Here is a 23011-nt window from a genome sequence, read left to right as displayed (position 1 = left end):
GATTGGCTGGCAATTCAATATGGATCAACCAGTTGACCTGTTCTACGATTTGGACCAGATGCCGATCAGGCAGCCGCAGCAATCCCTGAAGCGGGCCAGGAAACCCATCCCTCCGCCGATCCCGGTCTTCCGGGTCGCGATCTCGCCGCCGAGGGAGACGACCTGCGCCAGGATCGCCTCGATGTCCTCGACCTCGAAGTAGATCTCGACGCAGGGATCCGGCATCCGCTCGACCAGGGAGAAGCCGCCGCCGGAACCGTCGGGATACTCGAACAGGGCGTAGTCTGGCGACCACTGCTGCATCCGCCATCCGAAGAGAGCGGAGTAGAAGGCCTTGGACTTCTCGAGGTCCGTGGACTGGATGTCCATGTGCACGAGCTTGTTCACGGCAGCGCCCCCTCCGGGTTGGACCATTTCGGACCCCTCATTCTACGATCCGGCGGCTTCCGCGCAAGCCCCGCCTTGCGCCGGAATACGGGCAGATGTATCAATGTCGCTGTATTCCTTCACAGGAGGCGGCGCACGAAACTCGATTCCCTCTCTGGTTCCTTCGGCCCGGGCCCTGCACAGCCATCCGCGGATCCGCGGAACGGAGGCGACGGCCCGGCCGGCTGACCCCGGAGGGGGGGCGGTCATGTCCGGATCGAGATGGTGCCTGTGTGCGTCGGTTCTGGTTTCCTGCCTCATAGCCGTGCTGTCCTGTGGTGGAGATCCGTCCGGTCCGGATGAGATCACGCCCGACAGCGCCTGGATGGCGGTCGAGCGCCTGAGGACGGCATATGAGGAGATGGACGTCGACCTCTTCCGCGACTGCCTCGATGGCGATTTCGAGTACCAATACTACGACTTCGAGATCTCAGAGTGGCTCCACTGGGGCCTCGAGTACGAGGAGCTCTGCCACGATTCACTCCTCTGCGTCGATCATGTCGATCACATCGAGCTGATATTCGCAGGTAATACCGACCTGCCATGGTCGGGTGCCGCTGGCGATACTACCATCCGTGAGCTGACCAGGACATTCGATCTGAACGTCTACACCGGTCCCGGTATGGGATACCACGCCCAGGGGACGGTGGTGTTCGTATGCAGGCCCGACTCCACCGGTTTCTACAGGATCTGGCAATGGACGGACGAGTCCGATTTCGAGAATGCCCTCGAATCGGTGACATGGCCGGACCTGAAGCGGGCGTTTCTGTAATTTGCGGGTGGCGAGGGGATTCCGGCCGGTCGGCCTCGAGGGGCTGGCTGCACGCTCCCCGAGGTCTTCTGGGGCATGACAGGTCGACTGACTTCCAGCCAGGCGCCAAGGTCCGGTGGAATGCGGGCTGGTGATTTCCTGTAGAAGCATCAGGACATCTTTCGGAGGTGCCTCCATGTTGAGCTGTCTCGTACTGTCGGCCGCGGTCTGCGCCGTCACAGGCGCCACGGACCCTGAGCCAGCAGTCGTCCATGAGTGGGGAGTCGTAAGGTATGCCGAGGGAACCGTGCTCGCCACGGGATCTCCCGGCTGGTCGCAGTACGGTTCGGTCTGCGTCGACGCCCCCGTCATCATGTTCCACGGAGCGCCCTTCACCGGCGACGTGACGGTCTGTTCGACGGGCCGGATCACCAGCATCTATCCAGAACCCGACGTCTCCGGCGGGCCGATGCTGGGCCTGGACGGCGCCGGGCTGGGATCGATGGCGAGATGGGAGGGCCTGTCCGTCTCCCCGTCCTCCCCGGACGACTCCAGTGACGACATCCCTGTAGACCGTGACAGGGCAGCCGCGCTCGACTTCTACTGGGCGATGGACGGCTGGAGGCTCCCCGGCTCCTCGACCGTGTTTCGCGCGGGCGATTCCTTCTCGGACAGCTTCCTCTACTACGAGGTCGATCTCTCGGGTCAGGGATTCCCGGTTCCGCTGGAATCCCTGCGCCCCGAGGGCACACCCCGGGAGGAGCTGGCGGAAGAGATGCTCCTGTTCGTCAGGGATGAATACGGGACTGTCGTGCTGTCGCATGGCGGGACCGATGGGATCGTTGCCGAGGATGAGACCATCCTCGCGCCGACGGACAGCCGCGGCAGCGGAGATGCCATCGAAACGGTAGCACGATGGGCCGGCGACCACCTGACGGACGAGGAGATCCGTTCCATGTGGATCACCTGGGAGCCCTACATCCTGTACGGCGACTGGCAGGGAAGCACCCTGGCGGTCTTCCCCATCCCGGACCCGCTCGTGGAGAGGATCAGCATGATCATCGTCGCACCCGACGGTGATGTGCCTGTAACCGTCAGCCGGTTCTTCCTCGGGGTCATGCCCATGCCGGCGGCCGACTGACGCGGGCTGGTACGACCGGCAGCCTTCCTCCGGCGAGGAGCGCCGCTAGTTCCCGAACCCGCTCTTCAGCGCCCCCCAGGTGGTGCTCTCCAGGTCGCCCAGGATCGGCATGAACAGCTCGCTCACGTAATACTGGCCGTTCATCCCGGTGTAGCTCCAGAAGAAGGTGTTCCTCTCGGGCGCGAATGCCAGCCCCAGCGACTGCTGCACCTCCACGGGGCACGGTTCCTGCCCGTAGAGATAGTAGGTCGAGCCGCTGCGCCAGTAGAAGAAGAACTCGTGCTGATCCGAAGAGGTCACGACCATGGCGAACGGCTGGTCGTGGCCGCCGTCCGTGGCGACCCAGTGGGCGGCGATCCCGCTGATCGTGCCCCAGATCCCATCGAGGGCGCTGTACTCGGAGCCGGATCCGTCGCTGTCGAACGAGAACGATCCCCTGTCTGCGGCCCAGGAGTAGCCTTCCACTATGGTCGTCCAGTTGCCGGGATCGTTGGACATCCCGCGCCCGCCCAGCGCCGCGGGGTTCGGGAACGAATCCCACGCTCCAGCCCCCGGGTTGCGGTAGATGTAGGGAGACGTGTCGCAGTCGATGTAGAATCCGTCCCCCAGAAGGGCCAGGCCCACGCCCGACCTGTAGGCCGTCGGGATGGCGAGCTCGCCTATGTACGACCCGTCGTCCGGGTCGAACCTGATGATCTTGCCGTCAAGGTTGCTCCTGAACACGTAGATGTCGCCCTGCACCGACATGCCGAGGATCTGCTGCGCGTACGGCGCCTGCCAGGTATTGAGGATGGTGATCGGGATCTCGCCCGAGGCCGACGCCGTCCCGGCGGATACCGCAGCCAAGGATACGATGCCGAAAACCAATAGTCTCATGCCGCCCCCTCCCTGCAGAACCCTGCCCTTTGTGCCCTCGTATACGATAAAGGCGGCCGGACCCCTTAGCAAGACGGACGGGTCTTCGATCCGGAAGCCATGTTTACACAGGAGAGCCTGGGTGCTAGTATCGGTCAGGCGGGCTTCGGAGGGGATTGTATGATCAAGTCGGGAGCACTTGCGATGCTCGTCCTGTCCGTCGCCGGGGCCGGGACCGGGCGCTTCTCGGACTTCGCATGGTTCTTCGACTCGCTTCCCACTAACGGCTTCTTTTGCGACGGCTTCGTCTCCGACGGGCCCTTCAGGGCGAACTGCCCTGTCTCCATCTGGAGCGACAGCCCGGGCCGCGACGGCGACCCGTGGTTCTACTCGCTCACGCTCGCATCCCCCTTCTACTACTGCAGCCCGGGAGGGGGGACGAACCCTCAGACTTCGCCGCAATGCGGTGATCTCTGGATAGAGCCCTACGAGCAGATGTCCCAGGGGGCTCCGTGGTTCGTTCTCGATGCGGAGCCGCTGGATTTCGGAATTGACTGCGTGAACTGGCAGGAGATGCGCTCCGCGGCCATTACCGGCGGCATCTTCCTCACTTCGTCATCCGCGCCGAACGGCACCCGTATCCTCGTGGGCGGGGATTTCGTACTCGTGAGGAAATCCCAGGCGAGTCCGGTCCAGGAGTTCGACCTGACCGGGCTGGGCGAGCCCGTGATCTGGATCGAGAACGAGGGAACGGACAGGGTCTATTTCAAGTCATGCCCCGGCGACAGCCTTACGGTGCCCCTCTCCATCGGCATGTACGGCAGCATCTACACGATGGGCCCCCTCCGGGCGTCACAGGGGGCTGAAGGGGGCGTGCTCGGGCTCATGTCGCTGCAAGGCGACTTCGTGATCGCCCTCGATCCCGATCTCGTAGGCTCGTCCGACTGGGCCGACCCGGTCTGGCGGATCGAGACGGAGGACGACTTCGAGTTCGATGCGAGCGTCATCTGCCTCGGCGGGGAGCTCCTGGCCGAGCACTGCGGGTATCCGGATCCTCCGGCCGACCTCGTCATCGCGGGATCGATGCAGCTCGAAAGCGAGGGCATAACCTCGATCTTCACCGCCGGGTGGAATGTCTCGGTCGAGTACGACTGGCGGCTGGCAGACACGGCACCTCCCTGCTATCCCGAGTATTCGGAGACCGGGATCGGGGGCTGGGAGGAAGGCATTTCCGGGTATGCGGCCCTGTCGGCCAGGCCCGATCCGTTCTCCTCTTCTCTCGAAGTCAGGCTCGATGGATCGGAGGGGCCGGTGCGGCTCTGCGTCTTCGACATGTCGGGGAGGCTCCTGATCGATACGGTCTCGGGCGACGGGCTCTTCGACATCGACGGGGAGGGCCTGCCTGCCGGGGTGCTGCTGCTACGCGCCTCTTCATCGGCAGGGACGGCGACCGCGAGAGTCGTGCGGATCGGGTGAAGGGAAGCCTGAAGGCTGACAAACGGAGGTCCGGTATGAAAACGATGACGAGGATGCCGGTCTGCTGCCTGGCTGCGCTCCTCCTGACCTCGGAGGCCTTCCCCTACGGCTTTTTCGACAACTACGGCCAGGTCGCCGGAACGGTCCTGCCGCCACCCGCCGCCTGGGCCATGGCGCACTGCGGGACGAGAGCCCTCGCCGGAGGCGGCTCCTTCGGGATCTTCTCGAACCCGGCCGACCTGCCGGCCGGGGACGCGTTCGTCCTGGCGGCGTCCGGTTCGCTGGCGACATGGACCACATCCACGCAGTTCGACGGATTCATCACTTCGGACAGGACAGTCACCGACAGGTCGGCGGGCCCCGCAGCCCTGTCGTTGTCGGGAAACGCAGGGGCCCTGTCCTTCGGCGCCGGCGTGGCCAGGATCTCTGATTTCGAGTACTACGGCCATGTCGATGTTCAGGATACCACGATCACGGGGGTTTACTTCGTAGAGGGAGTGGAAAGGCTGGACAGCGACGGCGACCTCTGGGAGGCCGTCGCCGGAGTCGCGGGCGATCCCGCAGCCGGGATCAGGGTCGGCGCCTCCTTCGGGCTGAGGTTCGGAGACGGATCGTCGGTGGCGACGTTCTTCCCCGTCGAGGCGCTGCCTCCTCAGATCGAGGAGGCGGAGTGGAGCGAGAGCGCATTCTGCTCGCACGCAGGCATCCAGGCGAGGAAGGGGTCGGTACTGCTTGCAGCGAGCATGGACTCCGGCTCCGGCAGGTATCCCTGGCGCTTCAACTCGGGTGCGCAGGTCGAGATGGACATCATGGGAGGATCGATCCTCGGAGCCGAGTTCGGGATGTCGCGCCTCGACGGGAGATCCAGCACCGGGGCCGAGTTCTTCCTGGAGACCGCGAGCATCTATTCCGAGGCCGGAAGGACCGTCTATTCGGTCGGGATGATGAGGCCGGGAGACTACGCGAGGGCCGGCCTGTGCGGCTCCTTCGGCCAGAGGCTGCACATGGGGCGCACGGTGCTGGACATGTGTGTGTTGTGGACGAGCCGGATACTCAACGGGTCGAGGCTTCCGATACTGTTCATCACCGAGGACTCGTCGAACGCGACGTACCTCTGTCTGGCCCTGTCGACGGGGCTGTAGGCCGGTCACCGCTCCTCGATTCACGGTCCGCCCCCGGAGCTGGGATCTCCCCGAAGCAGACCACCACCTCGACGTCATCGAAGCCCCTCGATCCGAGCACGGCGAGTGCCGCCTCCGTCAGGTCGGCCGCGGCCCTGCCCTCGGCCTCGGCGATGAGCCCGTCCTCCATGGCGAGACCCTGCGCTTCGGTTCTCGCGTTCTGTTCCATGACCGCGTCATAGGCCGCCATGATCTCCGCCCGCTCCTCGGCGGGTATCAGGATGGCCCCCGGTCCGTCCGTATCGGGCTCCGGCCTGTAGGATGAGTCGTAGAGGATCACGGGAGGCTGGAGGGCGGCGTGCGGCAGGGTCAGTGTGACCGTGCAGGACGAGTCCGTCTCCGCGTACGAGATGAAGCCCTCGTCGAATGCGTCGCAGGCTATCTCGGCTCGGACCCTCACCTCGTATCTGCGCAGGATCTCGATGTCGGACCAGAGGGGGGCCTCGATCGTCTCCCTCTCCTCGACGTCATAGGTGCGCTCGAGGGAGACGTAGTCGGGAGTCGCCCGCACGAGGGATACCAGCGAGGGGAACACGACCGTGACCTCCTCCCTGCGCGGGCGGAGCGAAACATGGATAAGCAGGGCGAGAGCCGCCAGGATGCCCAGCACCCAGGCCAGGACTCGGAGGGCCCTTCCCTCATTCGAAGCGGACATGGGTCTCCTCCATGCCGAATGACGATAGGGCCTGCGACACCTGGGCAGTGGCGACCGACTCGGCCCTCTGGATGATGCCGGCCGCGAGGGCGTCCTCGCGGGCCTCCTCCCCGGCCTCGACCGCCATCTCCCCCCTCGCTTCGAGCAGTTCCTCGTCCCAGCTCCGGGGCGGGCCCTCAGTGACGATCCACGGGGTGCCTACCTCGCGGGGCACCGTGTTCACGATCTCCGGGGAGGGCAGGGTGACATCCGCTCTTCGGCCATCGATCCGGATGAAGTCCCCCGAGGCGCCGGACATGTCTATCCCGGCGGTCACGCAGACAGAGTAGTACGAGCCGATCTCGAGCTCGCAGTCGAGCTCCTCGAGGGGCAGTCTGTCCCACAGGGGATCCGTGATGGTCCGCGAAATGGTCAGATTGCACTCGTACTCCGTGAGTTCGAGCAGGTTCAGCCCCCTGACGGCCTCGACGTACTCCGGGCCCGCCTCGATACGACGGGGTTCGAGTGCCCCCGTGCGGTCCAGGACGACATATCCCAGCACGGCGATCGAGGCGGTGATCACGGCGAGAGGGACGAGCCTCCCGCGAAGGCCTGCGGCGCGATCACCCCGTCCGCCGGGTCGGTGCATGTCGCTCCCGTTCATCCGTCCTCCAGCGGCGCCTGCCCCGGGTCGGGCCGGCAATACCCTCAGAATCTGGCCATCAGGGTCAGCGACGGGAACTCCAGCAGCCACCCCTCCGAACCTTCCGGCCGTGGAGCGATCCAGCCGAGTTCCAGCAGCGCCGTGAAACCCCCCGTCCGCCATGCCAGCCCGGCGGAGGGCCATGCACATATGCCGGTTTCGTAAGGATCGTCGCCGCTTCCAGCTTCCTCGTAGATCTCGTCGAAAGCGATCACGCCCATCGAGATCCTCGGTCGGACACCCTCCGAAACCGAACCCAGCGAGAGCCTGGCTCCCGCGGTGCTCACGACCACCACGCTGCCGACATGCACGTCCAGCGTCCACACTCTTCCGAGCACCCTCTCGTAGGCGGGGCCGAAGAACTGCGGCAGCCCGGCCACTCCTCCTATCGCGTCGAGCCTCCCGGGCCGGCCGGTCTCCCCGGGGCTTTCCGTCGAGAGGCTCCGTCCGCATCCGGCCGCCAGCGCCAGAGCGATGACGGCTGCTGCTGCAGCGAATTCACTCATGGCGCTCCATCTCGCGTGACGCAGGCGTCGAGGCCCCCCGCACATGAGCAGCGTCCAGTCCACTTCCTCCTCCGTTCCCGGGCCTGCCCTTCCAGTCCCGGATCATCGGGCAGGCGGGCGGGTTCCGGCAATCTCCGCCGGGAGTAGTATCATGTCCGCGAACACGTCCCGGTATCTCTGCGGATTGTTGGACGGCCATGGCTTTCCGGTGCCGCATGACGGCGCACCGATTCTGGAATGGGTGTCAGGGTCGTCGGGCTGGCTGTCCCGCGGACTGGCGGAGATATTTGCTTCAGGCAAACAATCGCCGCAGCGGCAATACGGAGGTGCCGTGGAGGAATCACTCGAATCTCTGCTGGTCCAGCTCGGTTTGTCAGGGCTGGAAGCCGAGGCATACCTGGCCCTGCTCACCGAGCCAGGCAGCACAGGCTACAGGGTGTCACAGGTCATCGGCAAGGCCGCCCCCAACACGTACAAGGCCCTGGATTCGCTGGTGGTGAAGGGGGCTGTCCTGGCGGACGAAGGGGGAGGCAGCCGCACGTTCGTCGCCGTACCGGTCCGTGAACTGGTCGGCCAGATGAGTCACAGGCTCCGGTCCATCGGCGAGAGGGTGGAGAAGGGGCTTGCGGGCGTGCGGATGCCGGTGGAGGACGAAGGCGTCTATCGGCTGACCACCGTCCATCAGATAGTCGCCCGTGCCCGCGCGATGATCTCCGGAGCGAAACTCTCGATCGTCGTCGACGCCGACCCCGAGCCTATGGAGACAATCCTGCCGGACATCCTCGGAGCCCCCGGAAGGGGAGTGAAGGTCCTCCTGCACTCCCGCAGAGAGATGGAAGCCCCCGGCTGCGAGGTCATCGCCAGCGTCACCGAGGGCTGGTCCGGCCAGCTCCTGATCATGATGGTCGATGGCGGGCAGTTCCTCATAAGCCTCATGTCCGGCGGGATGCGCGTGGTGAACCAGGCTGCATGGAGCCGCAACCCCCTGCTGTCGGCATGTCTTTCGCGCAGCTACATGGTGAAGGCGCTCTTCTACAGGATCAGCATGATGCTCTCGGATCCGGGTGTTGGCCTCGAGGCGACACGCAGGGAGCTGATACGGCTCTGGGACGTCTGGGGCTACGACGACCCCGGCAAGAGCGCACTCTCCAGACTCCTCAGGGACAGAATCCCCCGCTGACGGGCCGATACCCGGTGATTTGGTGCTCCGGTGACGCCTTCCGTTGACCCCCTCCTGTAATTTGCATTATGCTAATAACACAAAGTATTACGGAACGGTAACAGCACGGCGGGGACGTGCGGAAGGGAGCTCTCGTGAGGACATTGATGCTGCTGGTGGCGGGCCTGGCTTTCCTGCCCCGGGTGCGGGCGGAATCGGCAGGCTTCGTGGAGCATGTGGTCGCCGAAGGCTTCTCCGGAGCCAACTCCGTCGATCCGGCCGATCTGGACGGTGACGGCGACTACGATCTCGCGGCATGCGCCTGGAACGATGGCTTGGCCTGGTTCGAGAACACCGGCGGAGGCTTCGAGAAGCACACGGTCGATGCCGGCCTCGCCGGGGCGATCTTCGTCCGGGCCTCCGATCTCGACGGAGACGGCGACGAGGATCTGGCCGCATCGTCGAACAGCCTCGGGACGGTTCGCTGGTACGAGAACGCCGGATCGGGTTCGTTCACTGCCCATGACGTGAGGACGGGCTTCACCGGCGCTCATTCCGTGATCCCGTGCGACATCGACGGCGACGGCGACACCGATCTCCTGTGCGCGGCCTTCGACATCGACACCGTGTGCTGGTTCGAGAACGGCGGCTCGGGAACGTTCACCGAGCACCAGATAGCATCCTTCGACGGGGCCTGGACCGCTGTGGCCGGCGACATGGACGGAGACGGCGACATCGACGTCTCGGGCGCCGCCAGGATGGCCGACGAGGTGCGCTGGTGGGAGAACGGAGGCAGTGAGGCCTTCACCGGGCACTCGATCGATGCCTCGTTCGACGGTGCTCACGTCCTGGTGATGGACGACCTCGACCAGGACGGCGACACCGACGTCGTGGCAACCGCAAGGGCGGCAGACCAGGTGGCCTGGTACGAGAACAGCGGTTCGGAGTCCTTCACCAAGCACATCCTGCTCGAGGACTACGACTGGCCGACTTTCGCGAGCCCTGCCGACCTCGACGGCGACGGCGACAAGGACATCGCCTGCGCGGCCTACAACGCCGACGATGTTTCATGGCTCCAGAACGGCGGATCGGAGAACTACACGAAGAACGTCCTGTCATCGACGTTCGACGGGGTGATACCGGTCGTGTCGGCCGACTTCGATGGCGACGGAGACATCGACATCCTGGCGGCCGCCTACGGTCCGGGCAGGATAGTCTGGTGGGAGAACACCGGGCCCACTTCCATCGAAGGCCCGCAGGGTGCCTGGGGCTGCCCCGTTCTCGAAGCCGGCCCGAATCCGGGTGTCGGAACTATCCAGGTTTCTTTCGAGCTGCCCGCGGGCACCTGCTGGACTCTGTTCCTGTACGACGCCTCGGGACGTCTTGCATCGGCAGGGGTGCAGGGAGTGTCCGACGGAGGCCGCTCGTGCATCAGGCTGCAGGCCCCCGGTGTCGGCACCTATCTCGTCAGGCTGGACACATCCTCCGGCTCCGCCACGGCTCCGACGGTGGTGCTCCGGCGGTAGGGTCGTCAGCCGTCGAGCGCCTCGTTGAGCTTCTCCGTCCCCGGGAGGACGAACCGGCCGCCGCGGAACACGAAGACCTCGCTGCCGTCGGGCGCCACGGCCGAGATGCTGCCCAGCGTCCTGTAGGGAAGCGTGATGTCCGTGTGCTTCGCAGTGTACGCCTCCATCGGATCGGTCTTCCTCAGGCAGGTCTTCTCGTTCTCGCGGGCGACGACCTCCTTGCCGTCCAGCGGATTGTGGACCGGGTGGTCCTCCTCCCACGAGAAGCAGGTGTCGCCGATCGCCAGGTGCGGCCCTGTCTTCTCGAGGATGAGCACTGGCAGGAGATCCATGATCCCGTGCCTGGTCGCCATCCGGTAGGCGAACGTGTTCGTGCCTATCGCGAACTCGCCGATGGGGAGCGTCTTGTGGGGATGGATCAGGTTCTCGTAGATGTACTTCCTCCCCTCTTCGGGGTCGGGGAAGTTGGCGCAGCCGTAGTCCGAGATGTAGCCGTCCCTGAACTCGATCACCAGATCCGTGTACCTGAGTCCGTCCAGGAAGGCCTCCTCGACGTGGAGGGTTCCGTTGGTGCCCGAGAGCACCGGTGACGTGAAGACCTCACCCACGGGGATGTTCACCGTCGCGACGCAGTTGACGAAGTTGGTCTGCTTCGACGGATCCTCCAGGCGGTGCAGCACGATCTCGAGGTCGGTCCTGTTGCCCGGGGCACCCTTCACCCTGACCTTCTCCCCGGAGTCGAGGGCGTCGATGAGGACCTTGTGGATCGCGAGGTACTCGTCGTTGTCCAGGGTGTTCATCTCGACTGTCTCGTCGAAGATGGCGCGGAAGTCGCCCCTTGTCTCCGGGCTCGGGAAGTCCGCCATCACGAAGCCGGTCTCGGCCCTGGGGCAGAAGCTGTCGGTCAGTTCGTTCAGCTTCATCGAGAGCTCGCGGTAGAGGGTGTTCGCCTCGGCGGAAGGCGAGATGGCGTCGGGGTTTGGTACGGGGGAGAAGGGCTCGTCGCCGAATGTATCGACGAACATGGGGCCGGAATATGCGGCGGGATTCGGTGTGGCCTCCTCGAAGCCCCTGCGCACGTCGGAGATGAACGAGTCGCGGGTCGCCTCGTCGAGGAACAGCGCCCATGCGAACCTGCCGTCGTAGTTCCATTGCTGGTTGCGCTTCCTGACCTCGATCCCGCTGAAGATCGTCCGGAGCGAGTGCCTCGTCATCTCCGCGTCGATCTTCCTGCCGATCCTCTCGAAACCGGCGGGCATGTAGAGGGATGCCGTCCGCTTCCTCGAGAGGTCCTTCCCGTCCATCTCGAATCCGAGTACGTAGGATCCAACGACGGTGCGCGCGATGAGGTCGGCCTTCTCGTGCGACAGCCCCTCGACGTGCGTCGCCATGTCCATGTCGGCCTTCGAGATCCTGACCCCGTAGCGGTAGAGGTACCGGCGGTCGCCCGGGACGGCGCCGAAGACGGTATCGCGGAAGAAAGTGAAGGCGGGGTCCATCCTCTCGAGGTTGTTCTTCAGGAACCTGGCCGCCCATCCTCTGCGGGAGGCTTCTGCAACCACCACCGGGATGCCCTCCGGGCCGTCGAGGGAGACGAGCGCGGGCAGTACGCCGAAGACGTTCGATAGCCTGTCCAGGTCATGCCTGAAGAGAGACGGGCCGCACGATTCGATCTGAGTGCGCCACATAGCGAAGGCCTGCCCGGCTTCGCGGCCGAGCTCGCGCACGGCCACGGAGGGATTCACCAGGCTCTTCGAGTAGTCCCCGCCCTCGATGACCGGGAACAACGCTGCGTTGTCCCGAGCCAGGACATCCATGGACGCGGTGTCGAAATACTCGCCGTCGAGCTTTTCCTCCATCGAGGCGAGATAGAGCATACGGGACGCAGCGTCGGAGAGGCAGCGGGCCATGGGATCGGTCCTGCCGCGGAGCCTGTCGGACGCGCTCCTGACCTGCTCGAGAAGCGCCTTCCACTCGTTGATCGTGCACCTTCCCACGTCCCGCCTCCCTGTTCGAGTCCCCCGATTATACTCCAATCGGGGTCAGGCTACTTTTGCGTTAACCTTCCGCTCCTCGAGTATGCTCATCTAGATGCTGGAGAAGAAGATAAGGCGAAACCATCAGAACCGGCAGGATCTGCGGGAGTTGAGTCGAATATCCCTATCCCAGTGTCCGATCGAGCAATGCCCCAACTGGGCTGTTTTATTCGCCGGGATAACCTGTAATCTGCAGCGTCTTGTAACAAATTGCCGGACATGGCAATAGAGGTGTTTACGCAATGGTAGTCTGACCCCATTCTGTTCTGGCGGCGGGGGAGAATTGTCACTATCGTTGCATTGGATTTCATCGCGGGAGGAAGGGGTTCCGCCGGTCCCCGGAAGGCGGGAGAGGCAGGAAGAGGTATGAAGTCCCTGTTGTGCGCCCCGCTTGCGGCGATGCTGATGACGGCAGCGGCATACGCCGACGTAATGCAGATAGATGTTCCGTTCGACCCTGAGGGGGTCAGGCTCGACGAGAACGGTCTCTACACGGCGCCCCGGCTGGAAGGTATGTCGCTCATCGAATCCGACGGACAGCCGTGTCTCCCCACTCTTCCCGTGCGGATCGCGCTGCCCGTGGGCTGCTCCGCGACGGCCATACGGGCAGTCGATGCAGTCTATGCGGTCGTACAGGGACAGTACCGCATCGCTCCAGCAGGGCCGTGCTTCCCGCTGTCCATGGCTGACGCGGTCGTGCCGTCGCTGCCTGATCCACTGATCTACTCCCGTGACGCCTTCTTCCCCTCGGATGCATGCCTGTTCAACAGCTCCGGCTCCGTCTGGGGGATCCCCATGGCGTACGCCACCATCTATCCCGTGAGGTGGAACCCCGCGACGCTCGAGTTGGAGGTCATTCAGCACATCACCCTCGAAGTCGAATACGCCCCTGATCCCTCGGCCGTACTGATCCAGAGGCGTGCCGCCTCGAGCGAGGCGGCGGCGGTGGATCTGGCCCGCCGCATCGTCGTGAATCCCGATGATGTCAGGGGTTCCGGCGCGGCGATCGTGCCCGAGAGGGATCTCGAGTACGGCCAGTACGTCATCATCGCTCCCCCGGGCTTCGATGGTCAGATTGCCGAGCTGGTCGCCTGGAAGACGGCAAAGGGGGTGCCGGCAGAGGTCTACACGACCATCTGGATCGAAGCACAGTACGATGGATACGATCTCCAGCAGAAGATCAGGGCCTTCCTTGCGGACTGCCGCGACGACGGCACCGACTGGGTCCTGCTCTTCGGCGATGACGACATCCTGCCCGCACGTGACGCCTACATGTACGCCTACGGCGAAGGGGAAAACGCCCCCAGCGACCTCTACTTCGCCGACATCAACGACACCGGGGTCGACCTGTGGGACATGAACGGCAACCACATCTGGGGCGAATCGACCGACGAGGTCGACTACCACCCCGATCTCTGGGTCGGCAGGGCCAGCGTCTCCACCACCGCCGAGGCGGAGATCTTCGTCGACAAGGTGATGACCTACGAAGCGGTCCCTTCGGCCCTCGACTACTTCGAGACGGCCCCCAGGGAGATGCGCATCGGCTACTCCACGGGCATCCTGTGGGAGGATTATTCGGGCGCGGCGAGCGCGGAGATCATCTCCGGATACATCCCTGGCATCGAGTGGGAGGAGGAGCGCTGCTACGAGGAGACCGGCAACAGCGAGGCGATAACCATCGAGATGATCAATGCCGGTCCGCATCACGTCTATCACGCGAGCCACGGCGGCCCGACCCTCATGTACACGTCCTACGGCAGCGAATACACCGTAGATGACATCATGGCCCAGACGAACATCTCGTCAGGCCACCTACCGGCGATATGGAACTCGATCGCCTGCGACATCGGCGAACTCGACGGCTACGAGTGCTGCGGCGACGCCTGGCTCGCGAGCCCCGGCGGCGGCGGATTCGGGGCCTTCAACTCGAGATACGGCTTTGGCCATTATGGCGAACCCGGCTACGGCCCGAGCGAGAGGCTCTGCGAGAGATTCTACTACGAGAACCTGGTCGCAGGGGTGATCCCGCTGGGCCAGGCCCATCTCGTGAGCATGGACCACTTCGCTCCTCCGACGGCATGGGCCGACAGCTTCGACGTCGAGGTCCTCGACTGGTGCATCAAGGAGTACAACCTGTTCGGCGATCCGGAAGTGTCGGTCTGGACGGAGGCCGCGCGCGAACTCACGGTCGGCCACCCCGCCTCTATAGCAGGTAACACGCAGATCGTCGTGACGGTATCCGACCAGAACGGGCCGGTCGAGAACGCCAGGGTCTGCATCCAGAAGGGTGAATGGAAGAACGGCGACATCTACGAGGTCGCGACGACCGATGCCTCCGGCCAGGCCTCCCTCTATGCCGGCCCCGAGTCGATCGGTGAAATCGTGGTCACCGCCACCGCCCACAACTGTATCCCATACCAGGGGATCATCACGGTCACGGCTCTCGGCATCGGAGGCGGCGAAGGCGCGGTCGGCGTCCTGGCTTTCGGCTCCATAAGCCCCTGCCCGTCCACCGGTACGGCTGCCCTCGATTTCTCGACCCCCTCGGCGGGTCCTGCGACGATCGAGGCCTTCGACCTCGCGGGAAGGGTGGTCTCGACGGTATTCTCGGGTGACCTGGACACAGGTTCCCATGAGATGACCTGGGACTTCACGAAAGATGACGGGACGCTGCTGCCCTCGGGGATCTACTGGCTGAGGCTCTCCTCGGGGGCCGGATCGGCAACTGCGCAGGCAGTGCTGCTCAGGTAGCCGCACAGCGCCGCCGACAGGCGGTTCAATCGTTGTCCGGGCGGGCCCGCGCGTGCGGGCCCGCTCTTCGATCAGTCCAGGATGTCTCCGGTCGCGAGGTCGAAGGACATCACCCCGCCGTCCGCCCCTTCGACCTCGAAGACGTACGTCCCGCTGTCCAGCCACCTGAAACCGAACCGTTCGCCGAACACCTCGTAGTGGGAGACGCTCCTGGAAACTCCGCTGCCGGCCTCGGCCAGCTCGAGGGTGGAGTACTCCCGGATCGTCTCCCCATCCCTGTAGATGCCCAGGGCGAAGTGCGATGCATCAGGGGCCGTCCCCCTCTGCCAGGGGCCGAACCTCACGACCGTGCGATCGCCCGAGCCGCCGAGGTAGATCTCCGACGAGAACCAGCCGTATCTCGAGATGAGCTCATCCTCGCCGATGTCGACGAAGTAGACCAGAGTCTCGCCGGAGGTGCCCCAGTCCTCCTCGGGGATGCTCCTTGCGTAGCAGATGCCGTGCTCCGAGGACCTGACCACGGGGCGGTTCGACGCTTCGTCGTCGGCGGCCGCAGTGCGTGCCGCCAACAGCAAGCCGAGCGCCAGGAAACCCGTCACCCTCATCCCTCGCCTCCCGTCACAGACAAGAACGCTTTTAACTCCTTTAACTTTCTCAGGAACCGGCTGCCCTCCCGAGATACAGGCCCCTTCCCGTGAGGCCCTGGGGATCGAACCGCACCCCGAGCCCTGCGAGATGGAATGCCTCCTCCATCTCCTCCCTCTCGAAGAGGGCAAGCTCGTGGTGTTCCTCCAGGTGCTCAGTCCCCTCCGGGGTCCCTATCAGGTAGTGCATGTCGAGCACGGACATCCTTCCGCGGACCATGCTCGTGTTCACCCTGGCGATCTTCAGATCCGGCTCGTCGATGTAGAGGCCGTGGGTCGTGCCGGGCCGCCAGTCGGCCGGTGTGAACCACGGCTCGATCGCCAGCACCCCGCCGGGGGCGAGATGTACGGCCATCCTGCTGACCGCCGACCTCAGACCCCCGATGGAGCTGGCGTAGCCGATGGCGCTGAACAGACAGACCACGGCGTCGAAACGCCTGCCGAGATCGAACGATGTCATGTCGCCGTGATGGAAGAGGACGCCTGGATTGCGCCTGCGGGCATCGTCCAGGAGCTCCGGGCAGATGTCCAGGCCCTCGACCGAGAATCTTCCCCGCAGGTGCTCGATATGGCGTCCCGTCCCGCAGGCGACGTCGAGGAGGGTAAGCGAACCGTCAGCAGGCCTCAGGCAGGCGAGTTCGATCAGGCGCTCGACCTCGCCGGCGTAGTCCTTCCCTTCGTAGAGCTTGTCGTAATACCATGCTGCCTTTGAATATGTCTCCAACGTCCACTCCTCCGGCCGACTCCGAAGCTTCCGTCAGGTTTCTGTAATATCCTCTCCGTATCGGCCTGCTTCCATGATCGATGCACCGATCCTGGCGGCGATTCCGAAAGGCAATCCATCCGCGCGAAACACCAGTAAAACGACCATGCGCGTAAAGACTTGAAAATCATGGCGATACGACTGTTGACACAGGAGTAGCCTGACCCCATCTCAGCACGCGGAGGGGTAGGCCGTAGAAGCCGTTCTCCTCGAGAGTGCAGATCATCGGCCCGTCGAACCACGACTGGATCACCAGGTCCTGCGGGTCGAGAAGGCCGGGTGTGCCGGCATCTTCGAGGAAAACCGACACCTGCACCCGGAAGTGCAGGATGTCTCCGGGTCTGAGGCCTTCATCGCCGATGACGACAGAGGCACCCGAGTCGTCGAGATAGAGAACTGTTCCGTCGATCTCACAGGGAGCGAACAGCCCATCCAGCACGGGCTCGAGGAAGGGCAGGATCCCCGCCGGGCCCAGGTAGCCGACATCCATCCCCATCCGCCGGGCGCCGTAGACAGCGAGTCCGGCGCAGTCGAAGCCCATCCTGTCGTCGGCCTGGTGGAATCCGCCGGGAGTGCTCATCGGCGCCATGATGAACGGCGTACCGATGGTCTCAAGGAGGTAGTCGGTGTACGTGTCGCCGGATCTCACAGCCACCTGAACAATTGAGGGGCAGACCGCGTGGATCGGCTCCCGGCTCGCGATGGTGTCGGGCATCGCAATGCCCGGGCGTGCGGCGGCGATGTAGAAGGTGCCGGCCGATGGCAGCCCGGAGTCCTCTCCTGCGATGAATCTCAGGTTCCCGGTGCCCCCCTGCAGGAATGTCGTAGAGTAGTAGAGCGTGTCGGCGCCGTGGAACCATCCCTGGCCCGTATCGTCATATGAGCCCGGGATCGCCCTTATCAGGAACCAGTCGCAGGATTCGCCCGGATCGATCCGGATGGTGTCGCCTGCTACAGCGAGGCAGCATCTGCCCGGCGCTGTGGCTCCTTCGACGAAAGCCTCCAGGGCCGGCGCGTCCAGGAGGATCCCAACCATCAGGGCCAGCAGGAGCGTCAGTCCGAATACCAGCTCTCGACCGCTTCCTGGTCGTATCCCGCGATGACTATCTCGCTCACGCACAGATCCTGGTATTCGTCACCGGGATAGATATCCAGCACCTCGATCCTGATCCGGTTCGCCGGGGCGCCGATGTCGGCCTGCGAGCAGATGCGGTCTGCACGCGACGTGAAGTTCCCGGCATCCAACGCTGTCCACTCGCGATCATCCACCGGGATGACCTCCGAGCCCGGATCCTCCAGCTCGATGATCTCGTTCATGTCGCTGCTGTAACCGTATTCCCGAAGAGGGTTGTCTTCGTCGCACTCTACGATGACTCTCAACGACCTGATCCTCGAGTTCGCAGCCAGGTTCTCCTCGCTCTTCGTGTAGCCGTTGACCAGGTAGATCTCGCCCAACAGGCACGGCTCCAGTTCTATCTCGATCCATGAACCCGCGCCACCCGAAGATCCTCCCGGGCACCATGCCGTAGTGAAGTCGAGGTCGAGGAGGTTCTCGGGGCCGTAGTCGATACCTCCCTGGGATGCGAGAACGGATGATGCGCGTATCTCCACGACATCGTCCGGCCCGATCCTGTGTTCGAGAGTGTACGCGCTGGCCTTCCAGCTATACACCTCGTAGCTGAACGTCAACGGGCCGGCGGTTTTCAGGTCCACGTCGGAACCCGACCAGGCGTAGATCCCCGGTTCGACCCATCTGCCGCCTGCGGGAACGGAGTATCTGTCCCCCGTAGCGATGACCTGCGACAGGTCGATGCTCCAGTCGAACCTGTCGACGACCCCGTCGCCCCAGTAGCCCGCCGGATCGAGCCTGTACATGATCGTCCTGGGGCTCCAGTAAGGGAGCCAGCTCTTGCTGAACGCAGCATCCAGGAAGTAGGGCTGGTACCTGTAGCTGACACGCAGGGTGCTGCTGCCCGCCTCAAGATCGACGGGTGTCGTGAACCAGCAGGTGCTGCGCTTGAACGTATAGTCGTCCAGGACGATCTCCGAGGTGTCCGTGGTGAACACTCCGGGCATCAGCTCCACATCCCCCAGGAAGATGGAGAACCTGTCGAGTTCGTCCGGGAACGCCCCTTCCGGGTCATGGAAATAATCGAGGTCGTAATCATCCGAGATGTAGTCCACCGGGAAGGCGAATTCGATGCGCCTCGCCGGGCCGGAGTTCTCGAGTATGTACTCCACGTCGACATCGACGTAATCGCCGTCCACGACGAACGCGAGGTCCTCTGACTTCAGCTCGACCCCTTCGGTCTGTTCGAACCGAATGTCGCCCGTCCCGACGATCCTTGATCCCCCGATCGGCCCGCCGTTGGCCGAGACGGCCTGGGCGACGACCAGTGCAGCAGCAGCGAACCCTCCTGTGGATCTCATCCCGTAACCCCCATCGGCTGTTGTCACTTGGCAAGATATTGCGCACCGGTCCTGACGCTGCCACCCCGGCGGACGCGGGCGTGAAGCGGTACGGAGATGCAAGCGGCTCTCCATGTCTGCATCCGTGATCGTAAACGCATCATTATCGCGATCAGATCGGCAATAGCAGCCGATAATCTGCATCAAAGGCTGGCTCAGCGCTGGGTTTCGAGGTCCGAGATTCTGAATACTCTAGCTAAATGCACCTATACCGCGCAATCGCCCGGACGATGCTCGATATTGCATCACTCAGCACGCCATACTGGTAGGTCGGATTGTGAAATGTGCCGACACGAGAACGCCTTCCCTGCATTCATCGATATGGAATATCACGAGATCGGAGTCTGTGGGGCTCCTTGCTGCAAATTGATAGGTGCATCTATCATATGCACTGGCATCTCAGCCCCGTGACTCCCTGCCGTCATCGGCGGAGATGAAGGACCGCGCGGGATGCAGGCTGGTCAGGTCAATGCGAGGGAGGTGGTTCCCATGGACATCCCTGCCGGATCATCGGGGCGGTCGTCTAGCAGCCGTGAGAACGAGACGGGAGGGTATCGATGGAATTCAAGAGCGATTCGAGGTTCTCGATCGAGAACCAGCCCGACATTCCGGATCAGGATGCTTTCAGAGTACTGAAGGCCGTCGAGTCGGAGAGGGCGAAGAGGGTGGTCGCGCTCGAGAAGTCGGTAGCGCGCATGAGGGACATCCAGGCCAAGTACCGCGCGGCGCTCGACTCCGTGATGTCGCGGGAGAAGCAGGCCGGTCTCAGGGCGTTCATGGCAGCGGAGAAGAAGAGCTTCGACGAGAAGATGTTCACCGGTGCGGAGAAGCGGCTGACGAATGACGGGATCGAGAGGCTGCTGGCCGAACGTGTCGCGAAGACCGCCCAGTTCATGAAGAGGAGCGGCATCGATGCCACGGTCCTGGGTAAGGTGAAGAAGGACTTCAGGAAGGCCTTCGACAGGGCCTTCAAGCCGGAGGTGCCTGTCTACGAAGGCAGGCCGGCCAGGGTGATGCTGCCGGGCGAGATCCCCCAGGCCGTCAGGGAGGGCAAGCTCAATCCATGGGTCGAGAAGGTGGCGCCCAGCAGTACTTGGGCATGGTGGTACGACGGGTTCACGGACGGATTCTCTTTCGATCCCACGGTCTATGCCGACAGCGCGGCCGCGTTCGTTGGGAACATCAGCTATCTGCACGACAACGACGCGGGAGACTTCGACACGGCGAACGTCGACTTCGAATCCAGGGTCGGCTGGTGGTACAAGATGCCTTCGGCGGGCATCCTCGAGGTCTACGTGCAGATGCAGCCGTCCGAATGCCTCCACTACCTCTCGCTCCACGATGAATTCGGAATCTCCGATTCCTTCTCCAGCCAGTACGACTACGCCACTTTCCGTGTCAGGGGTGGAAGCTACCGGACGTCATCCTCCTCCTGGAACAGGTGGGATGGCTTCAGGTCGGGGTCGTGGTCCTTCCGCCACCTCACCCCGGGATCGAGCTACTGGTTCCACTTCTTCTCCGCGGAGGCCTATGCCAAGGACGCATGGGTGCTGCCCGAGGCGGGTACGATGAGCCGTCACCGTACCTTCGCCAACGATGTTTCGGTCTACAGCAAGATGGACTTCCGCTTCTTCATACAGAGGATGTACGTGAGGGTGGCGCCCTAGCGGCGCGATCGCCGCAACCCGCTGCTGCCGGCGGGCTTCCTGAGCCTGCCGGCAGCTCCTGAGCCATCGGTCATTTGGGGTCAGGCTACTTTCGCGTTAACCCTCAGATGCTCTCTGATTCGCCCGAATCGGCAAAGAGCCCATCGAAAAAGCCTGTCCCGGCATTCTGCAGCATCAGGCTAAGAATGCACTGGAAAAGCCTTTGCGGAATGTCGCTTTTCTCGCCTGGATAACCTGTAAAATGCATAACCTCATAACATCAAGGAGTACAGTTAGATACAGTTGTTAACGCGAGAGTAGTCTGACCCCATCATATTACTGCCATGCAGGAGACGGAAATGATCGCGACGGATTGCGGGGTCGTGCAGGAAGGCACGCCTTCGAAACCCGACATCGCCAGGAAGGTCGGCGCGCTAGAGAAGCTCGTCGACCGGATGGTCCTGTCCGCCTACCCGAAGATCGCTCCGTATGTGGACAGGATCAGAGCCAGGCATCCCTCCGCCACCGACATCGAACTCGCCCGCATGATCGTCCGCAGGAAGGCCTTCAAGAACGGTCTCGTGGGCGCCGTGACAGGCATCGGCGGCTTCCTCACCATGCCCGTCACCGTACCGGCGGATGTGATCGCCTCCTGGCGCATCCAGATCACGATGATCCTCGCGATAGCCCACGCCTTCCGGCGCGAAACCGACCCCGAGAATCTCAAGACGGACGTCCTCATGGTCCTCGCAGGCGATTCGGCCAAGGAAGCCCTCAAGCGCGTGGGGATCGAGGTCACCCGTGCCATGACCCGAAGGGCCATCCAGAAGGAGATCTCGCAGGAGGTCATGGTGAAGGTGTGGGCCGCCCTGGGCCGCCGGGTCGCCGCCAGGGTCGGCAGGAAATCGCTGGTCAAGTCTCAGAGGTCCGCACCGCTGATCGGCGCTCCCATCGGGTTCGTCTTCGACTGGTTCGCCACCCAGGCGGTCGGCAGGACCGCGATCCGCTACTACTCGGGAGACTGATGCTCGATCGCTCGGTCGGACAGGCATCGCGTGCATCCGGGCCATCCGCGCCCGCTTACGCTCACAAGGGGGGATCATGAAGAGGATACTGCTCTTCTCCGCCGCTCTCCTCGCACTCTCCTGCGGCGACGACACAGCCGGCCCGACCGGCGGGCAGGACTGGGCCGTCTTCTCGGTCTGGGGCTCGAGGGGCTCCGCCGGGGGCCAGTTCGGCGACATCCTCCAGTTCGCCGTCGCACCGGTCTCGGGGGATGTCTACCTCGCGGATCGCGATAACGAAAGGGTGCAGTACCTCTCCGACGACGGCACATACCTCGGGGCCTGGGACTTCGACAGCGACGGACGGAGCATCGCGGTCAGCCAGAACGGGATCGTGTTCGTCGGCAGTCACGATGACTCACAGATCCTGATGTACAACCTCGCGGGCACCTTCCTCGGGGGCTGGGGCGGCTATGGAACGGGCGAGGGCCAGTTCGAGGAGCTCTCGTGGTTGAGATGTCTGCCCGGCGCTGCGGTCGGAGCAGTCGACCTGATCGCAGACCAGGTGCAGGTGTACGACGAGACCGGCTCGCTGGCGGCGGAATGGACGGTCCCCGGGCTGGAGTATGGAGAGTACCCCGGCATCGACAACATCGCCGTCAACGCTTCCGGCAACATCCTTGTCTTCTCCGCCGGGGTCTCCTCGATCTGGGAGTACACCATGGGCGGTACGCTCGTGGGCGGGCACGCCGTTGCCTCCGATGTAACCTGCATCGCCGCCGACGAAGCCGGCCGAATCTATCTGGGATGCACCGACGAGCCGCGCGTGAGGATCCTCGACTCCCAATGGGAGGAGACCGACTCCATCACGCTGACCGGTCTCGTCCCCGGCGAGGCTGAGTATCACCCGCTCCTGCTCGAGGCCGGCGACGACGGCACGATCTACATCTACTGCCAGTACGGATCCGGGGATCTCAGGATGGTGGTCCTGGCGCCCGAGTAGCCGACGAGCCGTCCGTCAGAGGAAACGAGGCGGAGATGCCGGGAATATCGCACGCCTTGGTCACAGTCGTCTTCATGAAGGCTGTTCAGGCATCATCCCCCGGCCCCCCGGCTCGATGCCGCCGGTCAGCGGCTCACGATCATGGGCCATGTAGGGCTCGACTCGGAAAAGAAGTGTCTGCCGCCTCCTCGCCATCGGTACGACTGCCACCTGGTCCGACGATACCGACTTCATCGGACTCAGGCTGATCTTGGACGGGAGCGCCTCGGCAGATCGGACCTTCCGCCGGCTTCTGCATAGCCGGCGTCCCTGCCGATGATGAGATCAGGGGCTGCAG

General features: G+C 63.9%; 20 protein-coding genes. 10 read left to right on the top strand and 10 right to left on the bottom strand.

Going from position 1 to position 23011, the window contains the following annotated elements; all coding sequences use genetic code 11:
- Positions 1–42 precede the first annotated feature (42 nt).
- The gene (locus QUS11_09190) at positions 43–387 is read right to left on the bottom strand and encodes a VOC family protein (protein MDM7993475.1); all 345 of its coding nucleotides are present in this window, start codon (positions 385–387) and stop codon (positions 43–45) included.
- 247 nt (positions 388–634) lie between these two features.
- Here QUS11_09190 and QUS11_09185 point away from each other — a divergent pair, with 247 nt between their 5' ends.
- On the top strand, positions 635–1198 hold the full coding sequence (locus QUS11_09185; GenBank protein ID MDM7993474.1) for a hypothetical protein: 564 nt from the start codon (positions 635–637) through the stop codon (positions 1196–1198).
- A 178-nt stretch (positions 1199–1376) separates the two neighbouring features.
- Positions 1377–2318, top strand: a complete 942-nt coding sequence (locus tag QUS11_09180; protein ID MDM7993473.1) for a hypothetical protein — start codon at positions 1377–1379, stop codon at positions 2316–2318.
- A 45-nt stretch (positions 2319–2363) separates the two neighbouring features.
- On the opposite strand, the gene QUS11_09175 is transcribed toward QUS11_09180, so the two are convergent.
- Positions 2364–3194, bottom strand: a complete 831-nt coding sequence (locus tag QUS11_09175) for a hypothetical protein (GenBank protein MDM7993472.1) — start codon at positions 3192–3194, stop codon at positions 2364–2366.
- 159 nt (positions 3195–3353) lie between these two features.
- Between QUS11_09175 and QUS11_09170 the strand changes: the two genes are divergently transcribed.
- Positions 3354–4649 (top strand): T9SS type A sorting domain-containing protein, encoded by a 1296-nt coding sequence (locus QUS11_09170; GenBank protein MDM7993471.1) that lies wholly within the window; start codon positions 3354–3356, stop codon positions 4647–4649.
- Between the two features lie 35 nt (positions 4650–4684).
- Positions 4685–5791 (top strand): hypothetical protein, encoded by a 1107-nt coding sequence (locus tag QUS11_09165; protein ID MDM7993470.1) that lies wholly within the window; start codon positions 4685–4687, stop codon positions 5789–5791.
- On the opposite strand, the gene QUS11_09160 is transcribed toward QUS11_09165, so the two are convergent.
- Genes QUS11_09160 through QUS11_09150 form a run of 3 tightly spaced genes read right to left on the bottom strand, consistent with a single transcriptional unit; the run spans position 5733 to position 7673 of the window.
- Positions 5733–6485, bottom strand: a complete 753-nt coding sequence (locus QUS11_09160) for a DUF4230 domain-containing protein (GenBank protein MDM7993469.1) — start codon at positions 6483–6485, stop codon at positions 5733–5735. The genes QUS11_09165 and QUS11_09160 overlap by 59 nt on opposite strands.
- On the bottom strand, positions 6469–7128 hold the full coding sequence (locus QUS11_09155) for a DUF4230 domain-containing protein (GenBank protein MDM7993468.1): 660 nt from the start codon (positions 7126–7128) through the stop codon (positions 6469–6471). Before QUS11_09155 ends, QUS11_09160 begins: the two co-directional genes overlap by 17 nt.
- Positions 7129–7172: 44 nt before the next feature.
- Entirely contained in the window at positions 7173–7673 is a 501-nt protein-coding gene (locus QUS11_09150) for a hypothetical protein (GenBank protein MDM7993467.1), read from the bottom strand.
- Between the two features lie 331 nt (positions 7674–8004).
- Here QUS11_09150 and QUS11_09145 point away from each other — a divergent pair, with 331 nt between their 5' ends.
- Together QUS11_09145 and QUS11_09140 are read left to right on the top strand one after the other, a co-directional pair.
- Positions 8005–8853, top strand: coding sequence for a helix-turn-helix domain-containing protein (locus QUS11_09145; GenBank protein ID MDM7993466.1), 849 nt, complete (start codon positions 8005–8007; stop codon positions 8851–8853).
- Between the two features lie 134 nt (positions 8854–8987).
- Entirely contained in the window at positions 8988–10358 is a 1371-nt protein-coding gene (locus QUS11_09140; protein MDM7993465.1) for a T9SS type A sorting domain-containing protein, read from the top strand.
- Positions 10359–10363: 5 nt separating this feature from the next.
- Here the strand turns inward: QUS11_09140 and QUS11_09135 are convergent, their stop codons facing one another.
- Positions 10364–12355, bottom strand: coding sequence for an aminopeptidase (locus tag QUS11_09135; GenBank protein MDM7993464.1), 1992 nt, complete (start codon positions 12353–12355; stop codon positions 10364–10366).
- A 405-nt stretch (positions 12356–12760) separates the two neighbouring features.
- Between QUS11_09135 and QUS11_09130 the strand changes: the two genes are divergently transcribed.
- On the top strand, positions 12761–15145 hold the full coding sequence (locus QUS11_09130; GenBank protein MDM7993463.1) for a C25 family cysteine peptidase: 2385 nt from the start codon (positions 12761–12763) through the stop codon (positions 15143–15145).
- 71 nt (positions 15146–15216) lie between these two features.
- Here QUS11_09130 and QUS11_09125 read toward each other — a convergent pair whose 3' ends face one another.
- From QUS11_09125 to QUS11_09110, 4 genes are all read right to left on the bottom strand, one after another.
- A complete protein-coding gene (locus QUS11_09125) occupies positions 15217–15750 on the bottom strand; it encodes a hypothetical protein (protein MDM7993462.1) in 534 nt (177 codons plus the stop codon).
- Between the two features lie 49 nt (positions 15751–15799).
- Positions 15800–16513, bottom strand: coding sequence for a class I SAM-dependent methyltransferase (locus tag QUS11_09120; protein ID MDM7993461.1), 714 nt, complete (start codon positions 16511–16513; stop codon positions 15800–15802).
- A 166-nt stretch (positions 16514–16679) separates the two neighbouring features.
- Positions 16680–17588 (bottom strand): hypothetical protein, encoded by a 909-nt coding sequence (locus tag QUS11_09115; protein ID MDM7993460.1) that lies wholly within the window; start codon positions 17586–17588, stop codon positions 16680–16682.
- A gap of 17 nt (positions 17589–17605) precedes the next feature.
- Complete coding sequence (locus QUS11_09110; GenBank protein MDM7993459.1) at positions 17606–18982, bottom strand: hypothetical protein; 1377 nt, start codon at positions 18980–18982, stop codon at positions 17606–17608.
- Between the two features lie 596 nt (positions 18983–19578).
- Between QUS11_09110 and QUS11_09105 the strand changes: the two genes are divergently transcribed.
- The 3 genes from QUS11_09105 (at position 19579) to QUS11_09095 (ending at position 22674) form a co-directional block, all read left to right on the top strand.
- Positions 19579–20688: a hypothetical protein gene (locus QUS11_09105; GenBank protein ID MDM7993458.1), complete on the top strand. Its 1110-nt coding sequence runs from the start codon at positions 19579–19581 to the stop codon at positions 20686–20688.
- 338 nt (positions 20689–21026) lie between these two features.
- Positions 21027–21692 carry an EcsC family protein gene (locus QUS11_09100; GenBank protein ID MDM7993457.1) on the top strand — a complete coding sequence of 222 codons (666 nt, stop codon included), beginning with the start codon at positions 21027–21029 and terminating at the stop codon, positions 21690–21692.
- 76 nt (positions 21693–21768) lie between these two features.
- Positions 21769–22674 carry a hypothetical protein gene (locus QUS11_09095; GenBank protein ID MDM7993456.1) on the top strand — a complete coding sequence of 302 codons (906 nt, stop codon included), beginning with the start codon at positions 21769–21771 and terminating at the stop codon, positions 22672–22674.
- The last annotated feature ends 337 nt before the right edge of the window (positions 22675–23011 follow it).

Origin of the sequence: Candidatus Fermentibacter sp. (assembly GCA_030373045.1) — a bacterium.
Classification (GTDB): domain Bacteria; phylum Fermentibacterota; class Fermentibacteria; order Fermentibacterales; family Fermentibacteraceae; genus Fermentibacter.
Note: the sequence above shows the minus strand (reverse complement) of the source record. Positions and strands in the feature narration are given on the sequence as shown.